General features: G+C 62.5%; 18 protein-coding genes and 1 riboswitch. Of the genes, 13 read left to right on the top strand and 5 right to left on the bottom strand.

Annotation, left to right across the window (positions count from 1 at the left end):
* Positions 1-45: 45 nt before the first annotated feature.
* The 4 genes from DNK10_RS25645 to denD all read right to left on the bottom strand — a co-directional run bounded on the left by DNK10_RS25645 (position 46) and on the right by denD (position 5,922).
* Complete coding sequence (locus DNK10_RS25645; protein ID WP_131193467.1) at positions 46-1,845, bottom strand: methyl-accepting chemotaxis protein; 1,800 nt, start codon at positions 1,843-1,845, stop codon at positions 46-48.
* 251 nt (positions 1,846-2,096) lie between these two features.
* Positions 2,097-3,257 carry an L-talarate/galactarate dehydratase gene (locus tag DNK10_RS25640; RefSeq protein ID WP_131193466.1) on the bottom strand — a complete coding sequence of 387 codons (1,161 nt, stop codon included), beginning with the start codon at positions 3,255-3,257 and terminating at the stop codon, positions 2,097-2,099.
* Between the two features lie 242 nt (positions 3,258-3,499).
* Complete coding sequence (locus DNK10_RS25635; RefSeq protein WP_131181337.1) at positions 3,500-4,906, bottom strand: GntP family permease; 1,407 nt, start codon at positions 4,904-4,906, stop codon at positions 3,500-3,502.
* Positions 4,907-4,965: 59 nt separating this feature from the next.
* Positions 4,966-5,922, bottom strand: a complete 957-nt coding sequence (denD, locus tag DNK10_RS25630; RefSeq protein WP_131193465.1) for a D-erythronate dehydrogenase — start codon at positions 5,920-5,922, stop codon at positions 4,966-4,968.
* Positions 5,923-6,113: 191 nt separating this feature from the next.
* Between denD and DNK10_RS25625 the strand changes: the two genes are divergently transcribed.
* From DNK10_RS25625 to otnI, 5 genes are read left to right on the top strand one after another with little or no spacing between them, the layout of a single operon-like run.
* Positions 6,114-6,815: a FadR/GntR family transcriptional regulator gene (locus tag DNK10_RS25625; protein WP_131181359.1), complete on the top strand. Its 702-nt coding sequence runs from the start codon at positions 6,114-6,116 to the stop codon at positions 6,813-6,815.
* 22 nt (positions 6,816-6,837) lie between these two features.
* A complete protein-coding gene (ltnD, locus tag DNK10_RS25620; protein ID WP_131193464.1) occupies positions 6,838-7,746 on the top strand; it encodes an L-threonate dehydrogenase in 909 nt (302 codons plus the stop codon).
* A 2-nt stretch (positions 7,747-7,748) separates the two neighbouring features.
* On the top strand, positions 7,749-9,020 hold the full coding sequence (otnK, locus tag DNK10_RS25615) for a 3-oxo-tetronate kinase (RefSeq protein WP_131193463.1): 1,272 nt from the start codon (positions 7,749-7,751) through the stop codon (positions 9,018-9,020).
* A complete protein-coding gene (otnC, locus tag DNK10_RS25610) occupies positions 9,017-9,658 on the top strand; it encodes a 3-oxo-tetronate 4-phosphate decarboxylase (protein ID WP_131181333.1) in 642 nt (213 codons plus the stop codon). The genes otnK and otnC overlap by 4 nt, the downstream gene beginning before the upstream one ends.
* Before the next feature lie 5 nt (positions 9,659-9,663).
* Complete coding sequence (gene otnI, locus DNK10_RS25605) at positions 9,664-10,440, top strand: 2-oxo-tetronate isomerase (RefSeq protein ID WP_131193462.1); 777 nt, start codon at positions 9,664-9,666, stop codon at positions 10,438-10,440.
* 37 nt (positions 10,441-10,477) lie between these two features.
* On the opposite strand, the gene DNK10_RS25600 is transcribed toward otnI, so the two are convergent.
* Positions 10,478-11,521, bottom strand: a complete 1,044-nt coding sequence (locus DNK10_RS25600) for a LacI family DNA-binding transcriptional regulator (RefSeq protein WP_131193461.1) — start codon at positions 11,519-11,521, stop codon at positions 10,478-10,480.
* 113 nt (positions 11,522-11,634) lie between these two features.
* Positions 11,635-11,839, top strand: a riboswitch (cobalamin riboswitch).
* Positions 11,840-11,949: 110 nt separating this feature from the next.
* Between DNK10_RS25600 and DNK10_RS25595 the strand changes: the two genes are divergently transcribed.
* The 8 genes from DNK10_RS25595 to DNK10_RS25560 all read left to right on the top strand — a co-directional run bounded on the left by DNK10_RS25595 (position 11,950) and on the right by DNK10_RS25560 (position 20,363).
* Positions 11,950-14,088: a TonB-dependent receptor gene (locus tag DNK10_RS25595; RefSeq protein ID WP_131193460.1), complete on the top strand. Its 2,139-nt coding sequence runs from the start codon at positions 11,950-11,952 to the stop codon at positions 14,086-14,088.
* A gap of 51 nt (positions 14,089-14,139) precedes the next feature.
* On the top strand, positions 14,140-14,922 hold the full coding sequence (locus DNK10_RS25590; protein WP_131193459.1) for an ABC transporter ATP-binding protein: 783 nt from the start codon (positions 14,140-14,142) through the stop codon (positions 14,920-14,922).
* On the top strand, positions 14,919-15,890 hold the full coding sequence (locus DNK10_RS25585) for an ABC transporter substrate-binding protein (RefSeq protein WP_131193458.1): 972 nt from the start codon (positions 14,919-14,921) through the stop codon (positions 15,888-15,890). Before DNK10_RS25590 ends, DNK10_RS25585 begins: the two co-directional genes overlap by 4 nt.
* Positions 15,890-16,912: a FecCD family ABC transporter permease gene (locus tag DNK10_RS25580; RefSeq protein WP_131193457.1), complete on the top strand. Its 1,023-nt coding sequence runs from the start codon at positions 15,890-15,892 to the stop codon at positions 16,910-16,912. The genes DNK10_RS25585 and DNK10_RS25580 overlap by 1 nt, the downstream gene beginning before the upstream one ends.
* Before the next feature lie 134 nt (positions 16,913-17,046).
* Positions 17,047-18,213 carry a zinc-dependent alcohol dehydrogenase gene (locus tag DNK10_RS25575; protein ID WP_131193456.1) on the top strand — a complete coding sequence of 389 codons (1,167 nt, stop codon included), beginning with the start codon at positions 17,047-17,049 and terminating at the stop codon, positions 18,211-18,213.
* Positions 18,214-18,432: 219 nt separating this feature from the next.
* Entirely contained in the window at positions 18,433-18,978 is a 546-nt protein-coding gene (locus tag DNK10_RS25570; RefSeq protein WP_425273879.1) for a RipA family octameric membrane protein, read from the top strand.
* Positions 18,979-19,097: 119 nt separating this feature from the next.
* Positions 19,098-19,697, top strand: a complete 600-nt coding sequence (locus DNK10_RS25565; RefSeq protein ID WP_131181325.1) for an SCO family protein — start codon at positions 19,098-19,100, stop codon at positions 19,695-19,697.
* A 12-nt stretch (positions 19,698-19,709) separates the two neighbouring features.
* Complete coding sequence (locus tag DNK10_RS25560) at positions 19,710-20,363, top strand: cytochrome c oxidase assembly protein (protein ID WP_131193455.1); 654 nt, start codon at positions 19,710-19,712, stop codon at positions 20,361-20,363.
* Positions 20,364-20,537: the final 174 nt, after the last annotated feature.

Below are 20,537 nucleotides of genomic sequence, written 5' to 3'. Positions count from 1 at the left end.
TTCTAAGTCAGTGTGTGGGCAGAGATCAAACAGCCGCTGAAGGCTTCAGGATTTGGCCAACAGCCGTGAGGCATCGAAGCCCATGCGCATGTTGCCCCAATGGCGGCCGTCGAAAATGAACGGTACGTCGATCTCCGTCATGATCTCGCCGGTGTCGCGCAGGTAAGTCTGCAGCAGGAAGCGTTGGGTGTTGGTCGCTGCGCGCAGCCCGACCGGGTCGGAAAACATGCGCTTGTTACGGCATACCGGCAGGTCGACGGCGCGGTTGCCGGTAGGCGCTTTCGATACCCAGCTGTTGTTCACCGGGCAATAACCCTTGTTGTCGACGATGAAGGTGACGATGCCGCCTGGCGTGCCCTTGGTCAGCTTGTCGATTTCTTCCTGACAGATCTGCGCGAAGCGCTCGGTGTAGCCGGTCATGTACTGCTTGGGGTCGGTGTTGGCGATCAGTCGGTAGTTCTGATCGAACAGGTTCACACCTTCACGCTGCAGCGCGGCCAGGCGGCTCTGCAGAATGTCGCGGCACTGGCTGGCGCGGGTGATCGCGGCATCCAGTTCACCCTGGCCGAGCACGAAACGGCCCAGCAGTGTCTGCACGCGTTCGGCCACGCCTGACAGATCGCGGGTGGCCGTCGCGGAGCGTTGCATGCGCTGATCGATGGCCTGGCTGTCGGCATGAATCTGTGTGACCCGCTCGTTGATGCCGGTGTTGGCATCGGCGACCTGCTGGATGTGCTCGGCGATTTCCGCGAGCTTGCCATTGGTGGATTCGAAGTCGACGATCATGCTTTCGAAATGGCCAGTGGCGCGTTCGACCACCACTTGGGTTTCCCGCGCACTGGTGCTGATCAGTGCGGTCTGCTCGTGGGTCGAGCCCACTTCCTTGAGCATGGCGTCGATATTCTGCGAGATGTCGTCGGTCGCGCGGCTGACGTTCTGCGCCAGGGTGCGCACTTCGTCGGCGACCACTGCGAACCCGCGACCGCTCTCGCCGGCGCGGGCCGCTTCGATGGCCGCGTTGAGAGCCAGCAGGTTGGTCTGTGAGGAGATCTGCTGGATCAAACCGACGATGGACTTGATGTTCGATGAGCGCTGGTTCAGCGCGGAAACCAGGGTGCCGAATTCGCTGAGGCTGTGGGAAATGGCACCGATGTTACCCGTCACCTCCAGCAGCTCGGCATAGGAATCGCGGGCCATGCTCAGGTTCTGCGCGGTGGTGCCGGAGATCGCCTGGGTCTGCTGCGACACCTCTTCGATGCGCCCGACGGCGCTGTTGCTCTCGCTCATCACTTCATTGGCAAAGCGTGCCTGGTGGGTGGCGCTTTCGCTGGAGTCGCTGATGTTCTTCAGCGAGCGGGCCGACTCCACGGCGATCTGCACGGTAAGCGCCTGCACATTGCTGATGATCTCGCGCTGCTTGGCCAGAAAGCGGTTGCAGGTGCTGGCCAGGGTGCGAATTTCATCGTGGGTCAGCAGCGGCAGATCGCGGGACAGGTCGCCTTCGCCGTTGGCGATTTCTTCCAGGGCGCGGGTCATGTTGTCGACCGGACGCACGATGAGGTGGCGGAAGTACCAGACCATGAAGCTGACCATTGCCAAAGTGAACAGCGCACTGAGCAGCAGGGCGGTGCCCAGGGTGTCGAGCTTGGCTTCGATCTGGCTCTGCAGTGCAGCGTCTATCTGGGCTGCATGCAATTGCTGGAGGATGTCGGCACGCAGGTCGATTGCGACCCAGAACAATAAGCCGCTGACCACGACCAGCAGAAACAGGCTGGATAGTTTCTTGGTCAGGGTATCGAAAAAGTGCATCTCGATAGAATCGTACAACGACTTTAACGACTGCATGCCGCAGCTCCTGGCAAAAGAATATCCTGAGTGTTCTATTAATTCGACCGGCGCTGCAGAAGCTTTAATGGCCGCGCCGCTTTCGACGACGTTCTGCGCCATATCCAGGGTGGTTGTTCGCGCAGAGGGCGCGCAGTGTAGAGCGTTGCCTGACAGGGATAAAGCAGCCGACAGCAGGAAAGCAGCGCGCTTCACGACGATACCGGCTCAAGGGCCGGTAGCGTCGTGAAGCGCGTTTTATCCTGATGTTTTCAGCCGCGCTGGCCGATCTCGATTTCCTGCGCCGTCCAGCCGGCTACTCGTTCGCTGAGCGACAGGCCCAGACCTGGACGGGTCGGCACCAGCATGCGGCCGTCGCGGGTTTCCAGGCGTTCGTTGAACAGTGGCTCCAGCCACTCGAAATGCTCGACCCAGGGCTCGGTCGGGTAGGTGGCGGCCAGGTGCACGTGCAGTTCCATGGCGAAATGCGGGGCGATCATCAGGCCCGCCTGTTCGGCCATGGCCGCAACCTTCAGGTACGGGGTGATGCCGCCGACCCGTGGTGCATCGGGCATCAGGTAGTCGGCGCCGCGCTGTTTGATGAACTCGGCGTGCTCGGCCACGCTGGTGAGCATTTCCCCGGTGGCGATGGGCGTGTCGAACGCCGCCGCCAGCGCCGCGTGACCTTCGGCGTCGTAGCAGTCCAGCGGCTCCTCGATCCACACCAGGTTGAATTCTTCGAACTTGCGGCACATGCGCTGGGCAGTGGGGCGATCCCATTGCTGATTGGCGTCGACCATCAGCGGGAAGTCGTCACCCAGATGGCGGCGCACGGTGCTGACCCGCTGCAGGTCGATGGCAGAATCAGGCTGACCCACTTTGAGCTTGATGCCGCCGATACCTTTTTCGCGAGACAGGTCGGTGTTCTTCATCAACTGATCGAGCGGCGTGTGCAGAAAACCGCCGGAGGTGTTGTAGCAGCGCACCGAATCACGCTGGGCACCCAGCAGACGTGCGAGGGACAGGCCCGCACGCTTGGCTTTCATGTCCCACAGGGCCACATCGAAGGCTCCGATGGCCTGGGTCGACAGACCGCTGCGGCCGACCGATGCGCCGGCCCAGCAGAGCTTCGTCCAGAGTTTCTGGATATCGCTGGGGTTCTCGCCGATCAGGGCCGGGGCGATTTCCCTGGCATGGGCGAACTGGCCAGGGCCACCCGCGCGTTTCGAATAACTGAAACCCAGGCCGCGATGGCCGTCCTTGCTTTCGATCTCCACGAACAACATGGCGATTTCGGTCATCGGCTTCTGCCGGCCGGTCAGTACCTTGGCATCGCTGATCGGGTTGGCCAGGGGCAGGAAGACCGAAGCGATGCGAATCCAGGCGATCTGATCCTGGTCTGCACAGCCTTGGGAAAGGGATTGTTCGCTCACACTGATTACCTCGCTTGACGTTCTTGTTCGAATCGGCAGGTGCTCGAAGTGACCTGCCGTGATTCGGGACGTTAAGCTGATTACCTAATCATTCAAGCGCGTGAAAAACGTTTCTCCACTCAGGCATCCGTGCCCACAAGCTCAGGGACGAACACGGCATGCCAGTGAAAAGGGCCGGCTGGACTGCATACCGCATGCATTCGGGCAGTGAGCCGTTAGCGGTACGCAGGTGCCGACTGCATTCAGCCGAGAATGGCGTTGAACAGCAACAGGGTGAGCAGGGAGCTAAGCCAGCCGAGCGTAGTCGGAACCGACCAGGTCAGCAGTTGATGCTTGGCGTTCTTTACCCCGAGCATCCGGTTGACCACCCAGAAATAGCTGTCGTTGAAGTAGCCGAAGACCATAGAGCCGATGGCGGCGGCCTGTGCCGCGAACACCATGTTGACGTCAGGAATGGTGGCCAGTATCGGTGCTGAAATGGAGGCTGCGGTGATCATCGCGACAGTGCCGCTGCCCTGGATGAGTCGCACCAGCGAAGCAATCACGAAGGGAATCAGTACGGCGGGCAGCGGCAGCGTTGCCACCCACTCGCCCATGTACTGCCCTGCGCCGCTGTCGCGTAGTACCGCGCCAAGCGCACCGCCGGCCCCGGTCACCAGCAGGATGATCCCGGCACTTTCCACGCCTTTTTCCATCTCCGCGATGACTTCTTCGCGTGGGCGACGCGGCACCAGGCCATACAGCGCGACGATCACTCCAAGACCGACTGCAATGACCGGATTGCCCAGGAACGCTATGGTCTGGCCGAACAGGCTCTGGGGAAGAGTGCTGCCATCGTCGAGTTTGGCAATCACGCCGACCAGCGTATTGGCGAAGATCAGCAGGATCGGCAACAGGATCGGCATCATCGACAGCCACAGTGGCGGCAGCTCGGCTTCACGGGCTTCGGCGCGCTCGAGTACTTCGCGGTAGGCAACGGCCGGCTCGATCGGGGCCTGTCCGCTCTGGGCGATCATCGCTTCGATACGCGGCCCCATGAAACGGGCGTAGGCGACCAGCACGAACGTCGCGGGGAGGGTGAACACGACGCCCCAGAACATCATCAACCCGACATCGATATTGAAGATCCCGGCGATTCCCAATGGACCTGGAGTCGGCGGCACCGCGTGGTGCGTCAGCATCAAGCCGCCCGCCAACGCGATACCCAGGGTCAGCATCGACTTGCCGGTGTTGCGCGACAGCGCTCGCACCAACGGATTGAGGATGACGAACGCCGAGTCGCAGAAGATCGGCACCGAGACAATGTAGCCAGTGACCATCATGGCCCATTCTTCGCGCTTGTTGCCCAGCCAGCGGACGAAGCTGTAGGCCATACGCTCGGCGGCACCGGAGGCCTCCAGCAGGCGGCCCATCATCACGCCGAAACCGATGACCAGGCCGATAGTGGACAGCGTGGTACCAAAACCGGTAGTGATGGATTTGACCAATGCATCGGGAGCCATGCCGCCGACCAGTCCGGAGATGGATGCGGCGATGACCAGCGCCAACAGTGCGTGGATACGGGTCTTCAAGACGAGCACGATCAGTACGATGATGGCCAGAACCAGGCCGACCATCAGTTGTGCGCCGGCCACTGATGTTGCTTCCATTGTTAATCCCTCTTGTTGTTATTAGATGGAACGACGGCGCTGGAGAGGCGCCGTTTGGGTTAGCGATTCATGTCGTGCTGATGAGCCTTCACTACGCTGTCGAAGTCCGCGTCGACGGCGAAGCCCAGTTGCAGCGGCCGCTCGATGTCGAAGTCGCCAGGCCAACTGCATACGATGCGCTGTACGCGCTCGTCCGCTTCGAAGCTGACCCGCTCACGTGCCGCGTTGCCGCCGACCCGGGCGAGGCTGTCGAGCATCTCGCTGACCCGCACGCTGATACCTGGCAGGTTGAGCGTGCGGCGCAGGCCGAGCACCTCTCCATCGAGCCGTGCAGCGTGAAGCAGGTTGCCGATCACGGTCTGCGGCGAAGACAGCCACAGGCGGGTATCGAGCGGAACCGGGCAGTTGCTTGCCATGCCGGCCAGCGGCTCGCGCAGGATGCCGCTGGCGAACGATGAGGCGGCGGCGTTGGGCTTGCCGGGGCGCACGGAAATCGTTGGGAGCCGGCACACGCGGCCATCGACGAATCCCTTGCGCGAGTAGTCAGCGATCAGCAGCTCTGCCATTGCCTTCTGTGCCCCATAGGATGACTGTGGCAGTGGCGCAAGCGATTCGGGAACCTGCTCGGGGATCGGCCCGCCGAATACCGCGAGTGAACTGGCGAACACGAAGCGTGGCGCCTGCCCCTGCTGACGGCAGGCTTCGAGCAACGCCCGGGTTGCATCGAAGTTGATGCGCAGCCCCAGATCGAAGTCCGCTTCGGCCTGACCGCTGACGACGGCGGCCAGATGATAGACCACGCCAGTATCAGGGCCGACCAGCGAGGCGATGAAGGCGGGGTCGCAAATATCGCCGATGTGCGAGGTGACGCGCGGATCCTTCACTGGACAGGGCGCCAGGTCGGCCGAGACGATACTGTCATCGGCTCGCAGGAGATCGCGTGCACCGGGGGCGAGCAGCGCCTCGATTAAACGGGCACCGAGAAATCCGGCGCCACCAGTTACCAATATCTTCATGCGACACACTCCGTTCAGGAGAATATTCGGGGTGATACGCGTGCCCCGTATTCTTGTTATTGATGAATCAGGTGACAGGTAGTTGTCATGTTGTATGATGAATTTAACGTTGGTGCAACCGCTCGCGTTGTTCTTATTTGCCGCCACTGGGGGCAAACAGGCGCGACGATTGCCAGGAGATACCTGTGGAAATGTTGAACGAAGCCACCCCAAAACTCGCCGAGCGGCTGGCCAAACGTCTGAGTACGGCGGTTCACGAAGGTCAGCTGGGTGCCGGTACGCGGCTACCTACCGAACAGGCCTTGTGCGACCAGTACGGCGTCAGCCGCACCGTCGTGCGTGAGGCCATTTCGATGCTCAAGCGCGAGGGCATGCTCATCTCTCGCCAGGGTAGCGGGACGTTCGTCGTGGCCAACCCGTCGGTTGCGCTACGTCTGCCGCAACCGCAAGGTAATTTCGCGGCGGTGGTGGAAATCCTCGAGCTGCGTAGCGCGCTGGAAATCAAAGCCGCCGAGCTGGCCGCATCGCGTCGCAGCAGTGCTCAGTTACGGGCCATGCGTAACGCGCTGGCCGAGCTCGACGAAGCGGTCGAGCGTGGCGAGGACGGGGTTAGAGAAGACCTCGCCTTCCACCGATCCGTGGTCGCCGCCACGGGCAACCAGCATTTTCTCGAGACTGTCGATTTTCTTCACCAACTGCTCCAGCAGGCAATCAGCGTGACCCGTCGCAATGAGGCGAGCAATGCGCAGTACATGCGTCAGGTCGACCATGAGCACCATGCGCTGTTGGAGGCGATTGCTACGGGCGATAGCGAGGCGGCGCGGCATGCGGCCTCCATGCATCTGCGCAATGCCGAAATTCGTCTGCGGGAGGCGCAGACGCCTTCTCAATAACAACTACAAGAGGACTCACCAGATGACAGCGATATCCAGCATTGGCGTGGTCGGGCTAGGCTCCATGGGGCTTGGTATGGCGCACTCCCTGTTGCGCGCCGGCCTGCCGGTATGGGGTTACGACATTCGCGAAGAGGTACGCCAGGCCTTCCTGGCACAAGGTGGTATGCCGGTTGCCACATTGGGCGACAGCGCCTCGACCAGTGACCTGCTGTTCATCGTGGTGGTCAATGCAACGCAAACCGAAGAGTTGCTGTTCGGCGAGCATGGGGTCGCTTCGCGACTACGTCCGGGCACGGTGGTAATCGCCTGTGCGACGATTTCCGCGGCAGCGGCACGACGCATCTCCAGACGCTTGGCCGAACAGCAGGTCGCGATGCTCGATGCGCCCATCTCAGGCGGATCGGTACGGGCCGCTGCTGGCGAGCTGACCATCATGGCCTCCGGGCCCGTCGCCGCCTTCGAACGGTGCGAGGCGGCGCTGTCGGCTGTCGCGGCCAAGGTCTACCGACTGGGCGACGAAGCAGGGCAGGGCTCGCAGATCAAACTGGTCAATCAGCTTCTGGCGGGGGTGCATATCGCCGCTGCGGCCGAGGCCATGGCGTACGGCATACGCCAGGGCTGCGACCCGCAGGCGCTGTATGAGGTGATCAGCCACAGCGCGGGCAACTCCTGGATGTTCGAAAATCGCGTGCCGCATCTACTGGCCGGCGATTACCAGCCTCGCTCGGCGGTGGACATCTTCGTCAAGGATCTCGGCCTGGTTCTCGACAGTGCTCAAGAGGCGGTATTCCCACTGCCACTGACGGCCAGCGCGCACCAGATGTTCAAGCAGGCCTCGGCCGCCGGATTGGGGCGAGAAGACGATATTGCCGTGGCGAAGATATTTCCCGGCATCCAGCTGCCCGCTGCCGCCAACGAGGAGATTTGACCATGCCCTTGATCGGATGCATCGCCGATGACTTCACGGGGGCGACCGACCTCGCCAGCATGCTTGTGCGTGGCGGTGCCCGTACCGTGCAGACCATCGGCATACCGGCTCGGCCGCTGGAGTTGGGCAATGCCGACGCCCTGGTAGTGGCGCTCAAGTCGCGCAACCTGGCGCCGGATGAGGCCGTCAGCCAATCGCTACAGGCGCTTGACTGGTTGCGCGAGCAAGGTTGCCGACAGTTCTACTTCAAATATTGCTCGACGTTCGACTCTACCGCCGAAGGCAACATCGGCCCCGTCAGCGACGCGCTGCTGCAGGCACTGGGCAGCGATTTCACCATCGCCTGTCCGGCCTTCCCGGAAAACCGGCGTAGCGTATTCAACGGTTACTTGTTCGCCAATGACGTGCTGCTCAACGAAAGCGGCATGCAAGACCATCCGCTCACGCCCATGCAGGACGCCAACCTGATACGTGTGCTGCAGCCGCAGACTGCTCACCAGGTTGGCTTGATCGACTACCGTACCCTTCGTGCCGGCGTTGACGCGACCCGCCAGCGGATCGCCGCATTGCGCGCCGAAGGCATAGGCATCGCCATCAGCGATGCCACCGATAACCATGACCTGAGTGTGTTGGGCGCCGCTTGTGCCGACCTGCCTCTGGTCACGGCGGGCTCCGGCCTGGCGTTGGGCATGGCGCAGGATTGGCAGGCCAGGGGGCTGCTCCAGGCTAGTGGCGAAGCGAGCCGGCTGGAACCGGGCTGGGGGCGCCAGGCGATCCTCAGTGGCAGCTGCTCGAGGGCAACACTCGCCCAGATCGAGCAGGCAGCAGCGCTGTACCCGGCGTTTCGCCTGGAGGCCGGCGAGCTGATGGCGCGTGGCGACGCCTTGGTTGCCGAGGTGCTGGCCTGGGCCGCGGAGCACCAGGGGCCGGTTCTGATTTACGCCAGCAGCCCGCCCGAGGCGGTGCGTCGTGTTCAGCAGCAGTTCGGTACTCAGCAAGTGGGCGAGCGTATCGAGGCAGCTCTTGCGGCGGTTGCGCGAGGGCTGGTCGAGCAGTTGGGCATCGGTCAGTTGTTGGTGGCCGGCGGTGAAACGTCCGGTGCGGTGGTCGGCGCACTGCGCATCGAAGGCCTGCGCATCGGGCCGAGCATCGACCCTGGGGTGCCATGGACCCAGACCCTCGGGCAACCCGGCAAGCCGCTGGCGTTGGCGCTCAAGTCCGGCAACTTCGGCAGTGTCGATTTCATGATCAAGGCGTGGGAGAGGCTGGCATGAGCAAGGAAAGCGCATTGCGCGAAGAGATCGTCGAGATCGGCCGCTCGTTGTACCTGCGCGGGCTGAGCCCTGGTTCATCGGGCAACATCAGCGTTCGCCTTGACGATGGTTGGCTGTTGACCCCGACCAACGCCTGCCTGGGCCGGCTGGATCCCGCCGATATCGCCAAGCTGGACTGGCAGGGCAATCACCTTGCCGGCAAGCCGGCATCAAAGGAAGCCTTTCTGCACCGCGCGGTGTACGAGGGGCGCGATGATTCCGGCGCCATCGTGCATCTGCACTGTACGCATTCGGCGGCGGTCTCCTGTCTGGACTGTCTTGACGCAACCTCTTGCCTGCCGCCGCTGACCCCTTATTTCGTCATGCGCGTCGGCCGCTTGCCACTCATTCCCTATCACCGTCCCGGTGATCCTCGGCTGGGTGAGGCGATTCGCGGCCTGGTGGGGCAGCACAGCTCGGTGTTGCTCGCCAACCACGGGCCCGTCGTCTCGGGCAAGAGCCTGGAGGCGGCCACCTACGCCATCGAAGAGCTCGAAGAAACCGCCAAGCTTTACCTGCTGCTTCGCCAGCAGCCGGTACGCGCGCTCGACGATGAACAAATTGACGAACTGCGCCAGACCTTCGGCGCCCAATGGTGAGTGCAATGCCTAGATTTGCTGCCAATCTCAGCATGATGTTCAACGACGTGCCCTTCCTGGAGCGATTCGGCCGTGCCGCGGCCGCCGGGTTCAAGGCGGTGGAATACCTGTTTCCCTACGACTTCACACCGGCCGAGCTGGCCGAACGTCTGGCCGAGCATGACCTGCGTCAGGTGCTGTTCAATCTGCCGCCGGGCGACTTCGCGGCTGGGGAGCGGGGCATTGCTGCCTTGCCAGGGCGCGAGGCGGAGTTCCGTGAAGGTGTTGATCGGGGCATCGAATACGCGCACGCGTTGAGCTGTCCGCGGTTGCACGCGATGGCCGGGCTAGTGAGTGTGGAGGGTCTGCGTCCGCGGATGCGCGAGGTGTATCTGGAGAACCTTCGCTATGCCGCCCGACGCCTGGCCGAGCATCAACTGACACTCCTCATTGAACCGATCAATACCCGTTCGATACCTGGCTATTTCATCAACCTTCAGTCCGAAGGCCATGCCATTCTCGCCGAGTTGGGGGAGCCAAACCTGAAGGTGCAGATGGACTTCTTCCATGCGCAAATCATGGAGGGCGATCTCACCGCCTGCTTCAAGCGCTTTCAGACCGGGGTCGGGCATATACAGATTGCCGGCGTGCCGGATCGCTATGAGCCGGACACCGGTGAGGTGAACTATCCCCAGTTATTCGCCATGCTTGACGACCTCGGCTATGACGGATGGATCGGTTGCGAATACAACCCACGAGGCCTCACTGAAGACGGTTTGGGTTGGTTTGCACCCTGGCGTTGAGGCGTGCCTGGGGCTGCATCGTTAAGCACAGAACACGCTAGGCACTATGCCGCTCGATGATCCTGAAGCCGGTGTCGATGCGTACTTTCACCGGCTCTTCATGCGGATGATCGAGGCGCTGCACCAGCGCACGGGCGGCCTGGATACCAATGTCCGCGCCGTTGATGCACACGGTGGAGAGCGCCGGGTGCAAGTGCGCGGCGCTGCTCAGGTCGCCAAAGCCCATCACCGCCAGGTCTTGCGGCACGCGAATGCCCCGTTCGGTGGCTTCTTCCAGAATGCCGTGGGCCAGGGTGTCGGAACTGCACACCACCACATCGGGACGTTCACCGGATGCGAGCAGACGCTGCAGGCCCTTGCGCCCGAGGTTTACCGTCGCCGGTGGCGGCAGTACCACGCGGGGGACGCCGGCAATACCACGGCTGGCGAGTTCGCTGATCAGGCTGTCGCAGCGCCGGTGGCCGCGCGGGTCATCCAGGGTCACCACGGCGAAGCGGCGATAGCCCTTGCCCGTCAGGTAACGCGCGATGGCCACACCGACCGCCTCGTGGGAAAACCCCACCAGCATGTCCAGCGGCCTGGGCGCGAGATCCCAGGACTCGACGATGGGAATGCCCGAGCGTGACAGGCGCGTGCGGCTGGCCTTGGTGTGCAGGGTGCCGGTCAGCACGATGCCATCGGGCCGCCGCCGCAGAATGGCATCGAGCAATTGTTCCTCGCGCTCGGCGGAGTAGTTGGTCAGGCCGATCAGGGTTTCGTGGCCGGCTTCGGTCAGGGTGTCGATCAGCGCCTGCACCGTGTCCGAGAAGATCGAATTGGCGATGGTCGGCACCAGCAGGGAAATCAGCCGACTGCGCTGTTCGGCCACGCCCGTGAGCATGGCCGGCACGTAGCCGGTCTTGTGCACGGCACGAAAGACCTTTTCGCGCAGCTCCGGGCGGACGATCTCCGGCTGATTGAGGGTGCGCGACACGGTGATCGGCGAAACCCCGGCGACCTTGGCCACGTCCGCCAGCGTCGGCGCTTTGCCTGGGATGGCAGAGGGGCGCTGGGTGGTCGGTCGATCATCGTGTTTGCTCATCGCATGTTTCCTGCCAATCCGGGCCCGGCGATGTTATCTCAGCAGGCGATCCCGTGGCGCATGGATCGAGCGAGCCGCATGGCAACGATTGACGGCTCGACGCTTCGATGGTCAGATGCGCGCCAGTTTCAGGTGTCCCATGTCGTCGTGCATGGGGTGAAACGGGAAGCCGGTTCGTCATGCAATTGATCAGTCCGGCGCTGCCCCCGCAACGGTATGCGAGCGAAGCATTCGAAAGACCACTGTGCCACGGCATGGGAAGGTGATTGCTTCATGACCCTCGCGAGCCCGGAGACCGGCCCGAAACTTCAGTTTGGCAAACCCGCGGTGGGCGGGCGCAGGCCGGTTTCCGTGGGCTTTCTGCGCCTGCGATTCCCTATGCGTTGTTCCCTCCGGGATTCATTCATTCCTGTTTCGAGTGGAACGACATGTCCCGATATTCCCTGTTCGATGCCCTGTCGGGCAAATCCCTGCGTGTGGGCCTGGTGCCCTGCGTGTTTCTCGCCCTGCCTATTCAGGCCGCCGAGCCGGACGAGGCCCTGGCCTTGCCTTCAACGGCGATTACCGGCACTGCGGACGAGTCGGCGTCGCCCGACTTGCATACGCCTGCCACGACCGGTTCGCGCCTGAACCTGACACCACTGGAAACGCCGGCGAGCGTGACAAGTATCGGTGCCGAGCAGATTCAGAAACGCAACAACGCCACCGTCCAGGAGGCGGTCACCCGTTCGCCCGGCATCACCTTCATCGGCACGCCAGGCAATGGCGGTACCGCGCTGTCCGCGCGGGGTTTCACTGGGCACAGTTCGACCATGCAGCTGTATGACGGCACGCGTCTTTACGTCGGTGCCGGCACCGTGACCTTTCCGGTCGATACCTGGTCGGTCGAGCGCATCGACATCCTGCGCGGCCCGGCCTCGGTGCTGTACGGCGAGGGTGCGACTGGCGCGGTGGTCAACGTGGTGCCGAAGAAACCTTTCGAAGGCGAGATCCGCAATCGCGTGCGCCTGGGCTACGGCTCCGATGATCGTCAGCAGGCGGCATTCGACAGCGGCGGCTCTTTGAGCGACAGCCTGAGCTACCGCTTCAACCTCAACCAGCAGGCCAGCAATGGCTGGGTCGATCGTGGCGATTCGCGGAGCCTGGCCATCAGCGCCGCGCTGCGCTGGGAGGCGACGGACGACCTGAGCTTCACCCTCAGCCACGATTACGGCGACCTGGAACCGCAGCAGTATTTCGGTACACCGCTGGTGGACGGCCACTACCGCGAGAGCCTGCGCGAGCGTAATTACAACGTCGATAACGCCACGGTGCAGTACAACGATCAGTCGACTCGGCTGGTTACCGACTGGACTATCAGCGACAGCCTGAGTGCCAGCAACCAGCTGTATTTCCTCAAGACCCAGCGCCGCTGGCGCAATGCGGAAACCTATACCTGGCAGCCTGGTGATCTGGTCGAGCGTAGCGACTTCATCAGCATCAAGCAGACACAGGAGCAGATTGGTGATCGCCAGACGTTCACCTTGAAGCACTCGCTGTTCGGACTCGATAGCCAGACCGTGCTCGGGGCCGACTACAACTCCATTCGTTTCGTGCGCAAGCATGATTTCGGTAATACCTACAGAGACATCGTCCCGCTTGGGCGGCCGGGTGGTGGTGAATATGTCAGCACCGGTCCGTACCGCTCCCGTGAGGCCAATCAGGCTCGTCAATTCTCGCTGTTCGCGGAAAATCGTACACAACTTACCGAACAGCTCTCTCTGATTACCGGTGTGCGCCGTGATCAGGTGCATCTGAACCGCGATGACCTGCTCGCGGGCACCCGCAGCGACCGCAGCCTGACCGGCAATAACTGGCGCGCCGGCCTGGTGTTCGCGGTGACGGAGGATCTGTCTGTGTACGGCCAGTACGCGACCAGCACCGAAGGTGTCAGCAACCTGCTGACCCTCAACGCAGGCCAGCAACAGTGGGACTTGAGCACGGCGAAGCAGACCGAAGTGGGGATCAAGCAGCAGTTCTTCGATAACCGTGGCGAATGGACGCTGGCGGCCTATCACATCGTCAAGAAGAAGCTGCTCAGCACTGACCCAGGCAACCCGACCGTCCAGCAGCAGGTCGGCCAGCAATCCTCGGATGGTATCGAGGCGAGCCTCGAGCTGCGCCTGCCCTATGCCGTGCAATTGTCTGCCAACGCCGCGCTGGTGCGCGCCGAATACGATGAATTCGTCAGCGGTAGCAACGATTTCCAGGGCAATCGCCCAACCAACGTGCCGCGTCGTTCCGCCAACCTGTGGCTGAGCAAGGATTTCGCCGAGCGCTTCAGTGCCGGTGCTGGTGCGCGTTATGTGGACAGCCGCTATGCGGATAACGCCAACACCGTCAGCGTGCCGAGCTACACCGTGGTCGATGCCAATTTCGACTGGCACCTGCAGCCGGATCTGACTCTCGGCCTGCAGTTGAACAATCTGTTCGACCGCCAGTACGCCACTACCACCAGCAACAATGGGCGGCAATGGTACCTGGGCGAGCCGCGCTCGTTCTTCGTCACGGCTGACTACAGCTTCTAAACGCCGGCGCACCGGTCAACTCACCGGTGCGCTCATGAGCAGGAGTTTGGCATGTCGACGCTAAGCATCGAGAAGCTGTCCTGGGCCGTCGATATCCGGCGCAGCGGGCCACGCTGGCTGTTGCAGGACATCGATCTGCACATCGGCGAGGGCGAGTTCATCGGCCTTATCGGCCCCAACGGCAGCGGCAAAACCAGTCTGTTGCGCTGCGCCTACCGATCGAGCGAGCCGGCGAGCGGGAGCCTGCACCTCGATGGAGAGGATCTCTGGCGGCGGACACCGCGCTGGAGTGCGCAACGTATCGCCGTGATGCTGCAGGAGTTTCCTCAGGAGTTCGGCCTCAGCGTCGGAGATATAGTCGCCATGGGGCGCACACCGCACCAAGGGCTGTTCGACGGCGACAGCGCCGAGGACGCCGCACTCGTGGTTCGGGCGCTGCAGCAGGTCGGCTTGAGCGCGCTGGCGAGACAGACTTTCGCCACTCTGTCCGGCGGTGAAAAGCAGCGCGTGTTGCTGGCCCGCGCCCTGGTGCAGCAACCTGGCCTGCTGATCCTTGACGAGCCGACCAACCACCTCGATCCGCGTTACCAGCTGGAATTGTTGCAGCACCTGCGCAGTCTGGGCCTGAGCACACTGGCCAGCTTTCACGACCTGAACCTGGCGGCGGCCTTCTGCGACCGCCTCTACGTAATGGCCGACGGTCGCCTGGTCGCCAGTGGCACACCCGTCGAGGTGATGAGCGCCGAGCTGTTGCAGCGCGTATTCGGCGTGCAGGCATTGGTCGACAGACATCCGCTGCATGCCTATCCACGTATCACCTGGATTACTCAATGACGACCTTCAGACACCTCTCTGGCCTGTTGCTGGCTCTGCTCGCGCTACCGGCTGCCGCCAGCGACTATCCACTCACGGTACGCAGCTGTGACCGCGACGTGACCTTCGATCAGGCACCCCAACGCGTGGTCAGCCACGACATCAACATGACGAGCATGCTGATCACCCTCGGCCTGCGCGACCGTATGGCCGGCTACACCGGCATCAGCGGCTGGAAAACCCTGGATCCAGCCTTCAAGGATGCGCTCGGCGATGTGCCCGAACTGGCCAGCCGTTATCCCTCCATGGAGACCTTGCTGAACGTCGACGCGGATCTGTACTTCGCCGGCTGGAATTACGGCATGCGCGTCGGTGGCGCGGTCACTCCTGCGACTTTGCAGCCTTTCGGCATACCCGTCTACGAACTCAGCGAATCCTGCTCCTGGGTGATGGAGCAGCAGGGCGCCAGCCTGGATGACCTGTACCGTGACCTGCTCAACCTCGGGCGCATCTTCTCCGTGGAGAACCGGGCCGAGACGCTGGTCGGCGAGTTGCGCGAGCGCATCGAGGCGGTTCATGCCGCCGTGAAGCAGGCCGGCAGTACGCCGCGGGTTTTCCTCTACGACAGCGGTGAAGATCGGCCGACCACGTCCGGGCGCATGGGCATGCCTCAGGCACTGATCGAAACGGCGGGCGGACACAACGTGATGGACGATGTCACGGCCAGCTGGACGCAAGTGAACTGGGAAAGCGTGGTGGAACGCAACCCCGAGGTGATCGTGATCGTCGACTACGGCCCACGCTCCTGGCAGCAGAAGCGTGACTTCCTGCTGAGCAATCCGGCCTTGCAGGCGATGACGGCGATCCGCGAGCAGCGTTTCGTCGTGCTGTCCTACCTGGAAGTCACGCCGTCGGTGGACAACGCCAAGGCCATCGAGAAGATCGCCGCCGGCCTGCATCCGCAGTCGTTCCAGAGTGGGCAGCACTGATGCCGGTACGCAGCGCAGCGGCCTATAGATTGCTGATCATCGGCCTGTTGGTCGCCTTGTCGATCTCCTGCGTGATCGCTCTGGGGTTCGGCCCGGCGTCGGTGCTGCTGGGCAATGTCTGGGGGATCATCGGCAGGCAATTGGGCCTGGAGCTGGGGGCTGAATGGAGCCGCAGCCAGGAGCATATCGTCTGGCTGATCCGTGCTCCGCGGGTGCTGCTCGGCGCGCTGGTCGGCGCTGGCCTGGCTCTGGTCGGTACCGCGCTGCAGGCGGTGACACGCAACCCGCTGGCCGACCCCCATCTGCTTGGCGTCAGCTCGGGCGCGGCGCTCGGTGCGGTGCTGGTGGTGCTTTACCTGGGGGAATTCCTCGGTGTGTTCAGCCTGCCGCTGGCTGCCTTCGTCGGTGCGGCAGGCAGCATGCTGCTGGTGCTGGCGGTTGCCCGTCGCAGTGGTCGCCTGGACAGCGACCGGCTGCTGCTGGCCGGCGTTGCGGTGTCTTTCGTGCTGATGGCGCTGGTCAACCTGCTGCTCTACACCGGCGACCACCACGCTGCGGCATCGGTGGTGTTCTGGATGCTGGGCGGTTTGGGGGCCGCGCGCTGGGAAGTGATCTGGCTGCCGGCTATCTGCGTGACGCTTGGTTTCGTGGCACTGCTGATCTTGTCGCGCGGCCTGAATGCGTTGATGAGTGGCGAGCAGACCGCCGTGAGCCTGGGTTTCAGCGGCAAGCGGCTGCGCTTGCAGGTATTCGTCTGCACATCGCTGTTGACCGGCGTGCTGGTGTCGCTGTCCGGCGCCATCGGTTTCGTCGGCCTGATGGTGCCGCACATGGCCCGTGCGCTGGTCGGCGCCGAGCATCGCCGCCTGATCCCCGTCAGCGGCTTGCTGGGCGCATTGTTTCTGGTCTGGGTGGATGTCGCCGCGCGCACGCTGATCGCGCCGGAAGATCTGCCCATAGGCATCGCCACGGCGGCGCTCGGCGGGTTGTTCTTTATCGCTCTGCTCAAGCGGCGCCAATAGCTGCGAAGCAGCATCGCTCGGTACTGGGGGCGCGGGGCGGATGTTGGCCACTCATCCTCATGCCTGAACTTAACGCGAGGGGATTTCTCGGTATCTAGAACAGGCACCAGCAACCCCACGTTCCGGAGATCAGCATGCGCGCATTGACCTATCACGGCAGCCACGACGTTCGCGTCGACAACGTAGACGACCCCATCATCCAGGAGCCGGATGACATCATCCTTCGCGTCACCGCCACGGCCATCTGTGGTTCGGATCTGCACTTGTACCGCGGCAAGATTCCTCAGGTGAAGCATGGCGACGTGTTTGGGCACGAGTTCATGGGCATCGTCGAGGAGGTCGGCAGCGCCGTGACGGCGGTGAGCAAGGGCGATCGGGTGATCGTGCCCTTCGTGATCGCCTGCGGCAGCTGCTTCTTCTGCGACATGAACCTGCACGCCGCCTGCGAAACCACCAACACCGGTCGTGGCGCGATCATCAACAAGAAGCAGATTCCGTCAGGCGCCGCATTGTTCGGTTACAGCCATCTGTATGGCGGCATGCCGGGCGGCCAGGCCGAGCTGGTTCGCGTGCCGAAGGCCAATGCCGGGCCATTCAAGATTCCCGATGAGCTCGATGACGAGCGTGTGCTGTTTCTGACCGACATCCTGCCGACCGGTTACCAGGCGGTAATCAATGGCGGTGTACGTGAAGGCAGCAGCGTCGCGATCTATGGCGCCGGCCCGGTCGGTCTGATGGCGGCGGCGTGCGCGCGCATGCTGGGCGCACGGCAAATCTTCATGGTCGATCAGCAACCCTACCGGCTGGCCTACGCACAGGCGACCTACGGGGTGATTCCGATCAACTTCGACGAGGTCGATGATCCCGCCGAGGCGATCATCGAACAGACCGAGGGTTACCGTGGCGTTGATGCGGCAATCGATGCGGTGGGCTTCGAAGCCAAGGGCAGCGCTACCGAAACCCTGCTGACCCAGCTCAAGCTGGAAGGCAGCAGCGGCAAAGCGTTGCGCCAGTGCATAGCAGCCGTGCGACGCGGCGGCACGGTGAGCGTGCCCGGTGTCTATGCCGGCTTCATCCATGGCTTCCTGTTTGGCGATGCATTCGACAAGGGGCTGACCTTCAAGATGGGGCAGACCCATGTTCATGGCCTGCTACCGGATTTGCTGGAGCGTATCCAGAGCGGCGTGCTGCAGCCGGAAATCATCATCAGCCACCGTATGAATCTGTCCGATGCTGCCGAAGGCTACCGAATGTTCGACAAACAGGACGACGAATGCCGCAAGGTTATCCTGCGGCCCTAGTCGACATTTGCCGCAGGAAGTGGCGACGGTATTGGCGTGCCAGAGGCTTAAGAACTTCAGCGTGCCGTTACCCATGACCATGAGGCTGCAATATTCTTGATTGCATTCACGGCGGCCAATTCGCTGCCGGGCAGCCTGCTCAGGTTTGGCAGCAAGTCCGCTCACTTCTAGAGGCTCGGACTTGTCGCCCCTTTCATCAATCCTGTGTGGTAGCTCTACGTGTCCAGAATCATTGCTTCTACAGACCCGAATCCTTCCGCTGACAACGAGATGTCGGACTCGTTAATGTTCGGTACACCGAAGGAGCGGCTGGATTTCTACCGGCGGGAAATCCAGTACGAGACCCATCTGCTGGCGGATCGCACCAACGCTTATTTGGCAGCACAGTCTTTTCTGGTCATCGCCTACGCCTCCTCCATGGCGAACTCGAATCCTACCTGGGGTGATCTGTTTACCCTGGTGGTACCTACGTTGCTGGCGCTGCTCGGGATCGTCAACTCGCTGCATGCCTGGCCCGGCATCAGAGCCTCCTCGGCCATCATCAGCCATTGGCATTTCAAGCAGCAGCACTTACTGCGCAGCGAGCCGAAGTTCGGCCACGCCTACGATCAGTCGCCGCTGTTTAGCGAGCATGAGTCCAGCGACGAGCGCTACTACAAGTCCTTGAGATTCTCGCTGCGCTCACCGTGGTTGTTCACCATCTTCTGGATGGTCTTGGGCCTGTTCTCATTGTGGCTGCAGCTTTCATCCACGGCCAGGTTCTGACGGTTCGCAGCTCGCCGTAACATTCATTTGCCTGCACCCCCTCGCTCGCTCGTGGTCAGTAGCTCAAGGAAAGCGATCGGACAGTCCTATCGCTGAAACCCGGAAGAGGGCGCAGGACAGTGAATCGCACCTGGATCGCCAGCGCTATCGCCATTGGGCTGCTGCTCGCGGCGTTGCCTCTGTCCTATCAGCTATGGCCAGCGCGCACCCCGGTTACTGCCGCGCTCAGCAACGGCGCTCAGGTTGGCGGGCCGTTCGAGCTGCAGGATCAGCACGGTCGAGCCGTCAACGAGCAGACCTTCAGTGGGCAATGGCTGCTGGTGTTCTTCGGCTTTACCCGTTGCGCCGATATTTGCCCGGCCACGCTGATGCATATGGCCAAGGTACTCGATGGTCTGGGCGAGCAAGCCAGGCAGGTTCAGCCGTTGTTCATCAGCCTGGATCCCGAACGCGACACACCGGATGTGCTGGCGGCCTACACGTCGTTCTTCGATGAGCGCATCCTCGGCCTGACCGGTAGCGTCGAACAGATTCGCCAGGTCGCCGACGCGTACAGCGTGTATTTCCAGAAAGTGCCGATGGGCGACACCTACATGCTGGATCACACGGGCTCCATCTACCTGATGGGGCCGAAGGGTGAGTTGGCCGAGCTTTTCTCCCAGCGAATGACCGCCGAGGCGATGGTGCAGGCAATTTCCAGCTCCATCGGACAACCCTGAATGGCAACCGGCATGCATGAGAAAGCGAATGGGCTGGCGACGCGCCAGCGCAACTGGCCGCTGATCCTCGGTTTCCTGGTGTTGGCCGCCTGCTGGCTCGGGCCGCTGCCGGCCATGAGCCGCACGGCGTTTTCCGCCCATATGCTGCTGCACCTCGGCGTGGTGGCGCTCGCTGCGCCACTTATAGCCATCGGGCTGGCGCGCTCCGGGCTGCGGGTGGACAAGCTGCGCCATATCGGCGCCTGGACGTTCCTGGTGTTCGCGGCCGAAATGCTGGTGGTGTGGGGCTGGCATGCACCGCTGCTGCATGCAGCGGCGGCCATCAATACCTGGGCATTCGTCGCGCAGCAGGCCAGTTTTCTGGCCGTTGGCCTTGCGGTCTGGCTACTGGGTTTCGCCAGTCAGTCGAGGCGCGGGGTGGCGGCTGCGATGTTCGGCTTCTTTCTGACCTTCGTGCACATGACCATGCTCGGTGTGATGCTGATCATGGCGCCCACGCTGATCTACCCCGCAGAGCTGTGCCTGGGGGCATTCGGTTTCGAGCAACTGGACGATCAGCGCTTTGGCGGCATTCTGATGGCCGCCTGGAGTGGTGTGGTTTATCTGGGCGGGGCGGTGGCGCTGGGCGCACGCTTGTTGTCGACGATGGGCGAGAGCAGGGTTTAGAACCATTCCTTTCAAGGTGTTCGGTACAGATGGCAGCTACAAGGCGGAAGCGGACATTCGATTTGGTGGGCTTCATGACGTAGATACCGTCTTGAATCTCACTTCGCAACAGCCAATTTAGGGTCGAAGGGATTACCTGATTTAAGCACTCCGTAAGCAATGCACAGCAGCTTG

The sequence above is a fragment of the Phytopseudomonas daroniae genome (assembly GCF_004327275.1).
Classification (GTDB): Bacteria; Pseudomonadota; Gammaproteobacteria; order Pseudomonadales; family Pseudomonadaceae; genus Aquipseudomonas; species Aquipseudomonas daroniae.
This window is presented reverse-complemented; position numbering and strand designations above follow the sequence as displayed.

Bases quoted from the DNA above. Each gene is read 5' to 3' on its own strand.
- DNK10_RS25645 (WP_131193467.1), bottom strand. From the start codon at position 1,845: ATGCAGTCGTTAAAGTCGTTGTACGATTCTATCGAGATGCACTTTTTC.
- DNK10_RS25635 (WP_131181337.1), bottom strand. From the start codon at position 4,906: ATGGAAGCAACATCAGTGGCCGGCGCACAACTGATGGTCGGCCTGGTT.
- denD (WP_131193465.1), bottom strand. From the start codon at position 5,922: ATGAAGATATTGGTAACTGGTGGCGCCGGATTTCTCGGTGCCCGTTTA.
- DNK10_RS25625 (WP_131181359.1), top strand. From the start codon at position 6,114: ATGTTGAACGAAGCCACCCCAAAACTCGCCGAGCGGCTGGCCAAACGT.
- ltnD (WP_131193464.1), top strand. From the start codon at position 6,838: ATGACAGCGATATCCAGCATTGGCGTGGTCGGGCTAGGCTCCATGGGG.
- otnK (WP_131193463.1), top strand. From the start codon at position 7,749: ATGCCCTTGATCGGATGCATCGCCGATGACTTCACGGGGGCGACCGAC.
- otnC (WP_131181333.1), top strand. From the start codon at position 9,017: ATGAGCAAGGAAAGCGCATTGCGCGAAGAGATCGTCGAGATCGGCCGC.
- otnI (WP_131193462.1), top strand. From the start codon at position 9,664: ATGCCTAGATTTGCTGCCAATCTCAGCATGATGTTCAACGACGTGCCC.
- DNK10_RS25600 (WP_131193461.1), bottom strand. From the start codon at position 11,521: ATGAGCAAACACGATGATCGACCGACCACCCAGCGCCCCTCTGCCATC.
- DNK10_RS25595 (WP_131193460.1), top strand. From the start codon at position 11,950: ATGTCCCGATATTCCCTGTTCGATGCCCTGTCGGGCAAATCCCTGCGT.
- DNK10_RS25590 (WP_131193459.1), top strand. From the start codon at position 14,140: ATGTCGACGCTAAGCATCGAGAAGCTGTCCTGGGCCGTCGATATCCGG.
- DNK10_RS25585 (WP_131193458.1), top strand. From the start codon at position 14,919: ATGACGACCTTCAGACACCTCTCTGGCCTGTTGCTGGCTCTGCTCGCG.
- DNK10_RS25580 (WP_131193457.1), top strand. From the start codon at position 15,890: ATGCCGGTACGCAGCGCAGCGGCCTATAGATTGCTGATCATCGGCCTG.
- DNK10_RS25575 (WP_131193456.1), top strand. From the start codon at position 17,047: ATGCGCGCATTGACCTATCACGGCAGCCACGACGTTCGCGTCGACAAC.
- DNK10_RS25560 (WP_131193455.1), top strand. From the start codon at position 19,710: ATGCATGAGAAAGCGAATGGGCTGGCGACGCGCCAGCGCAACTGGCCG.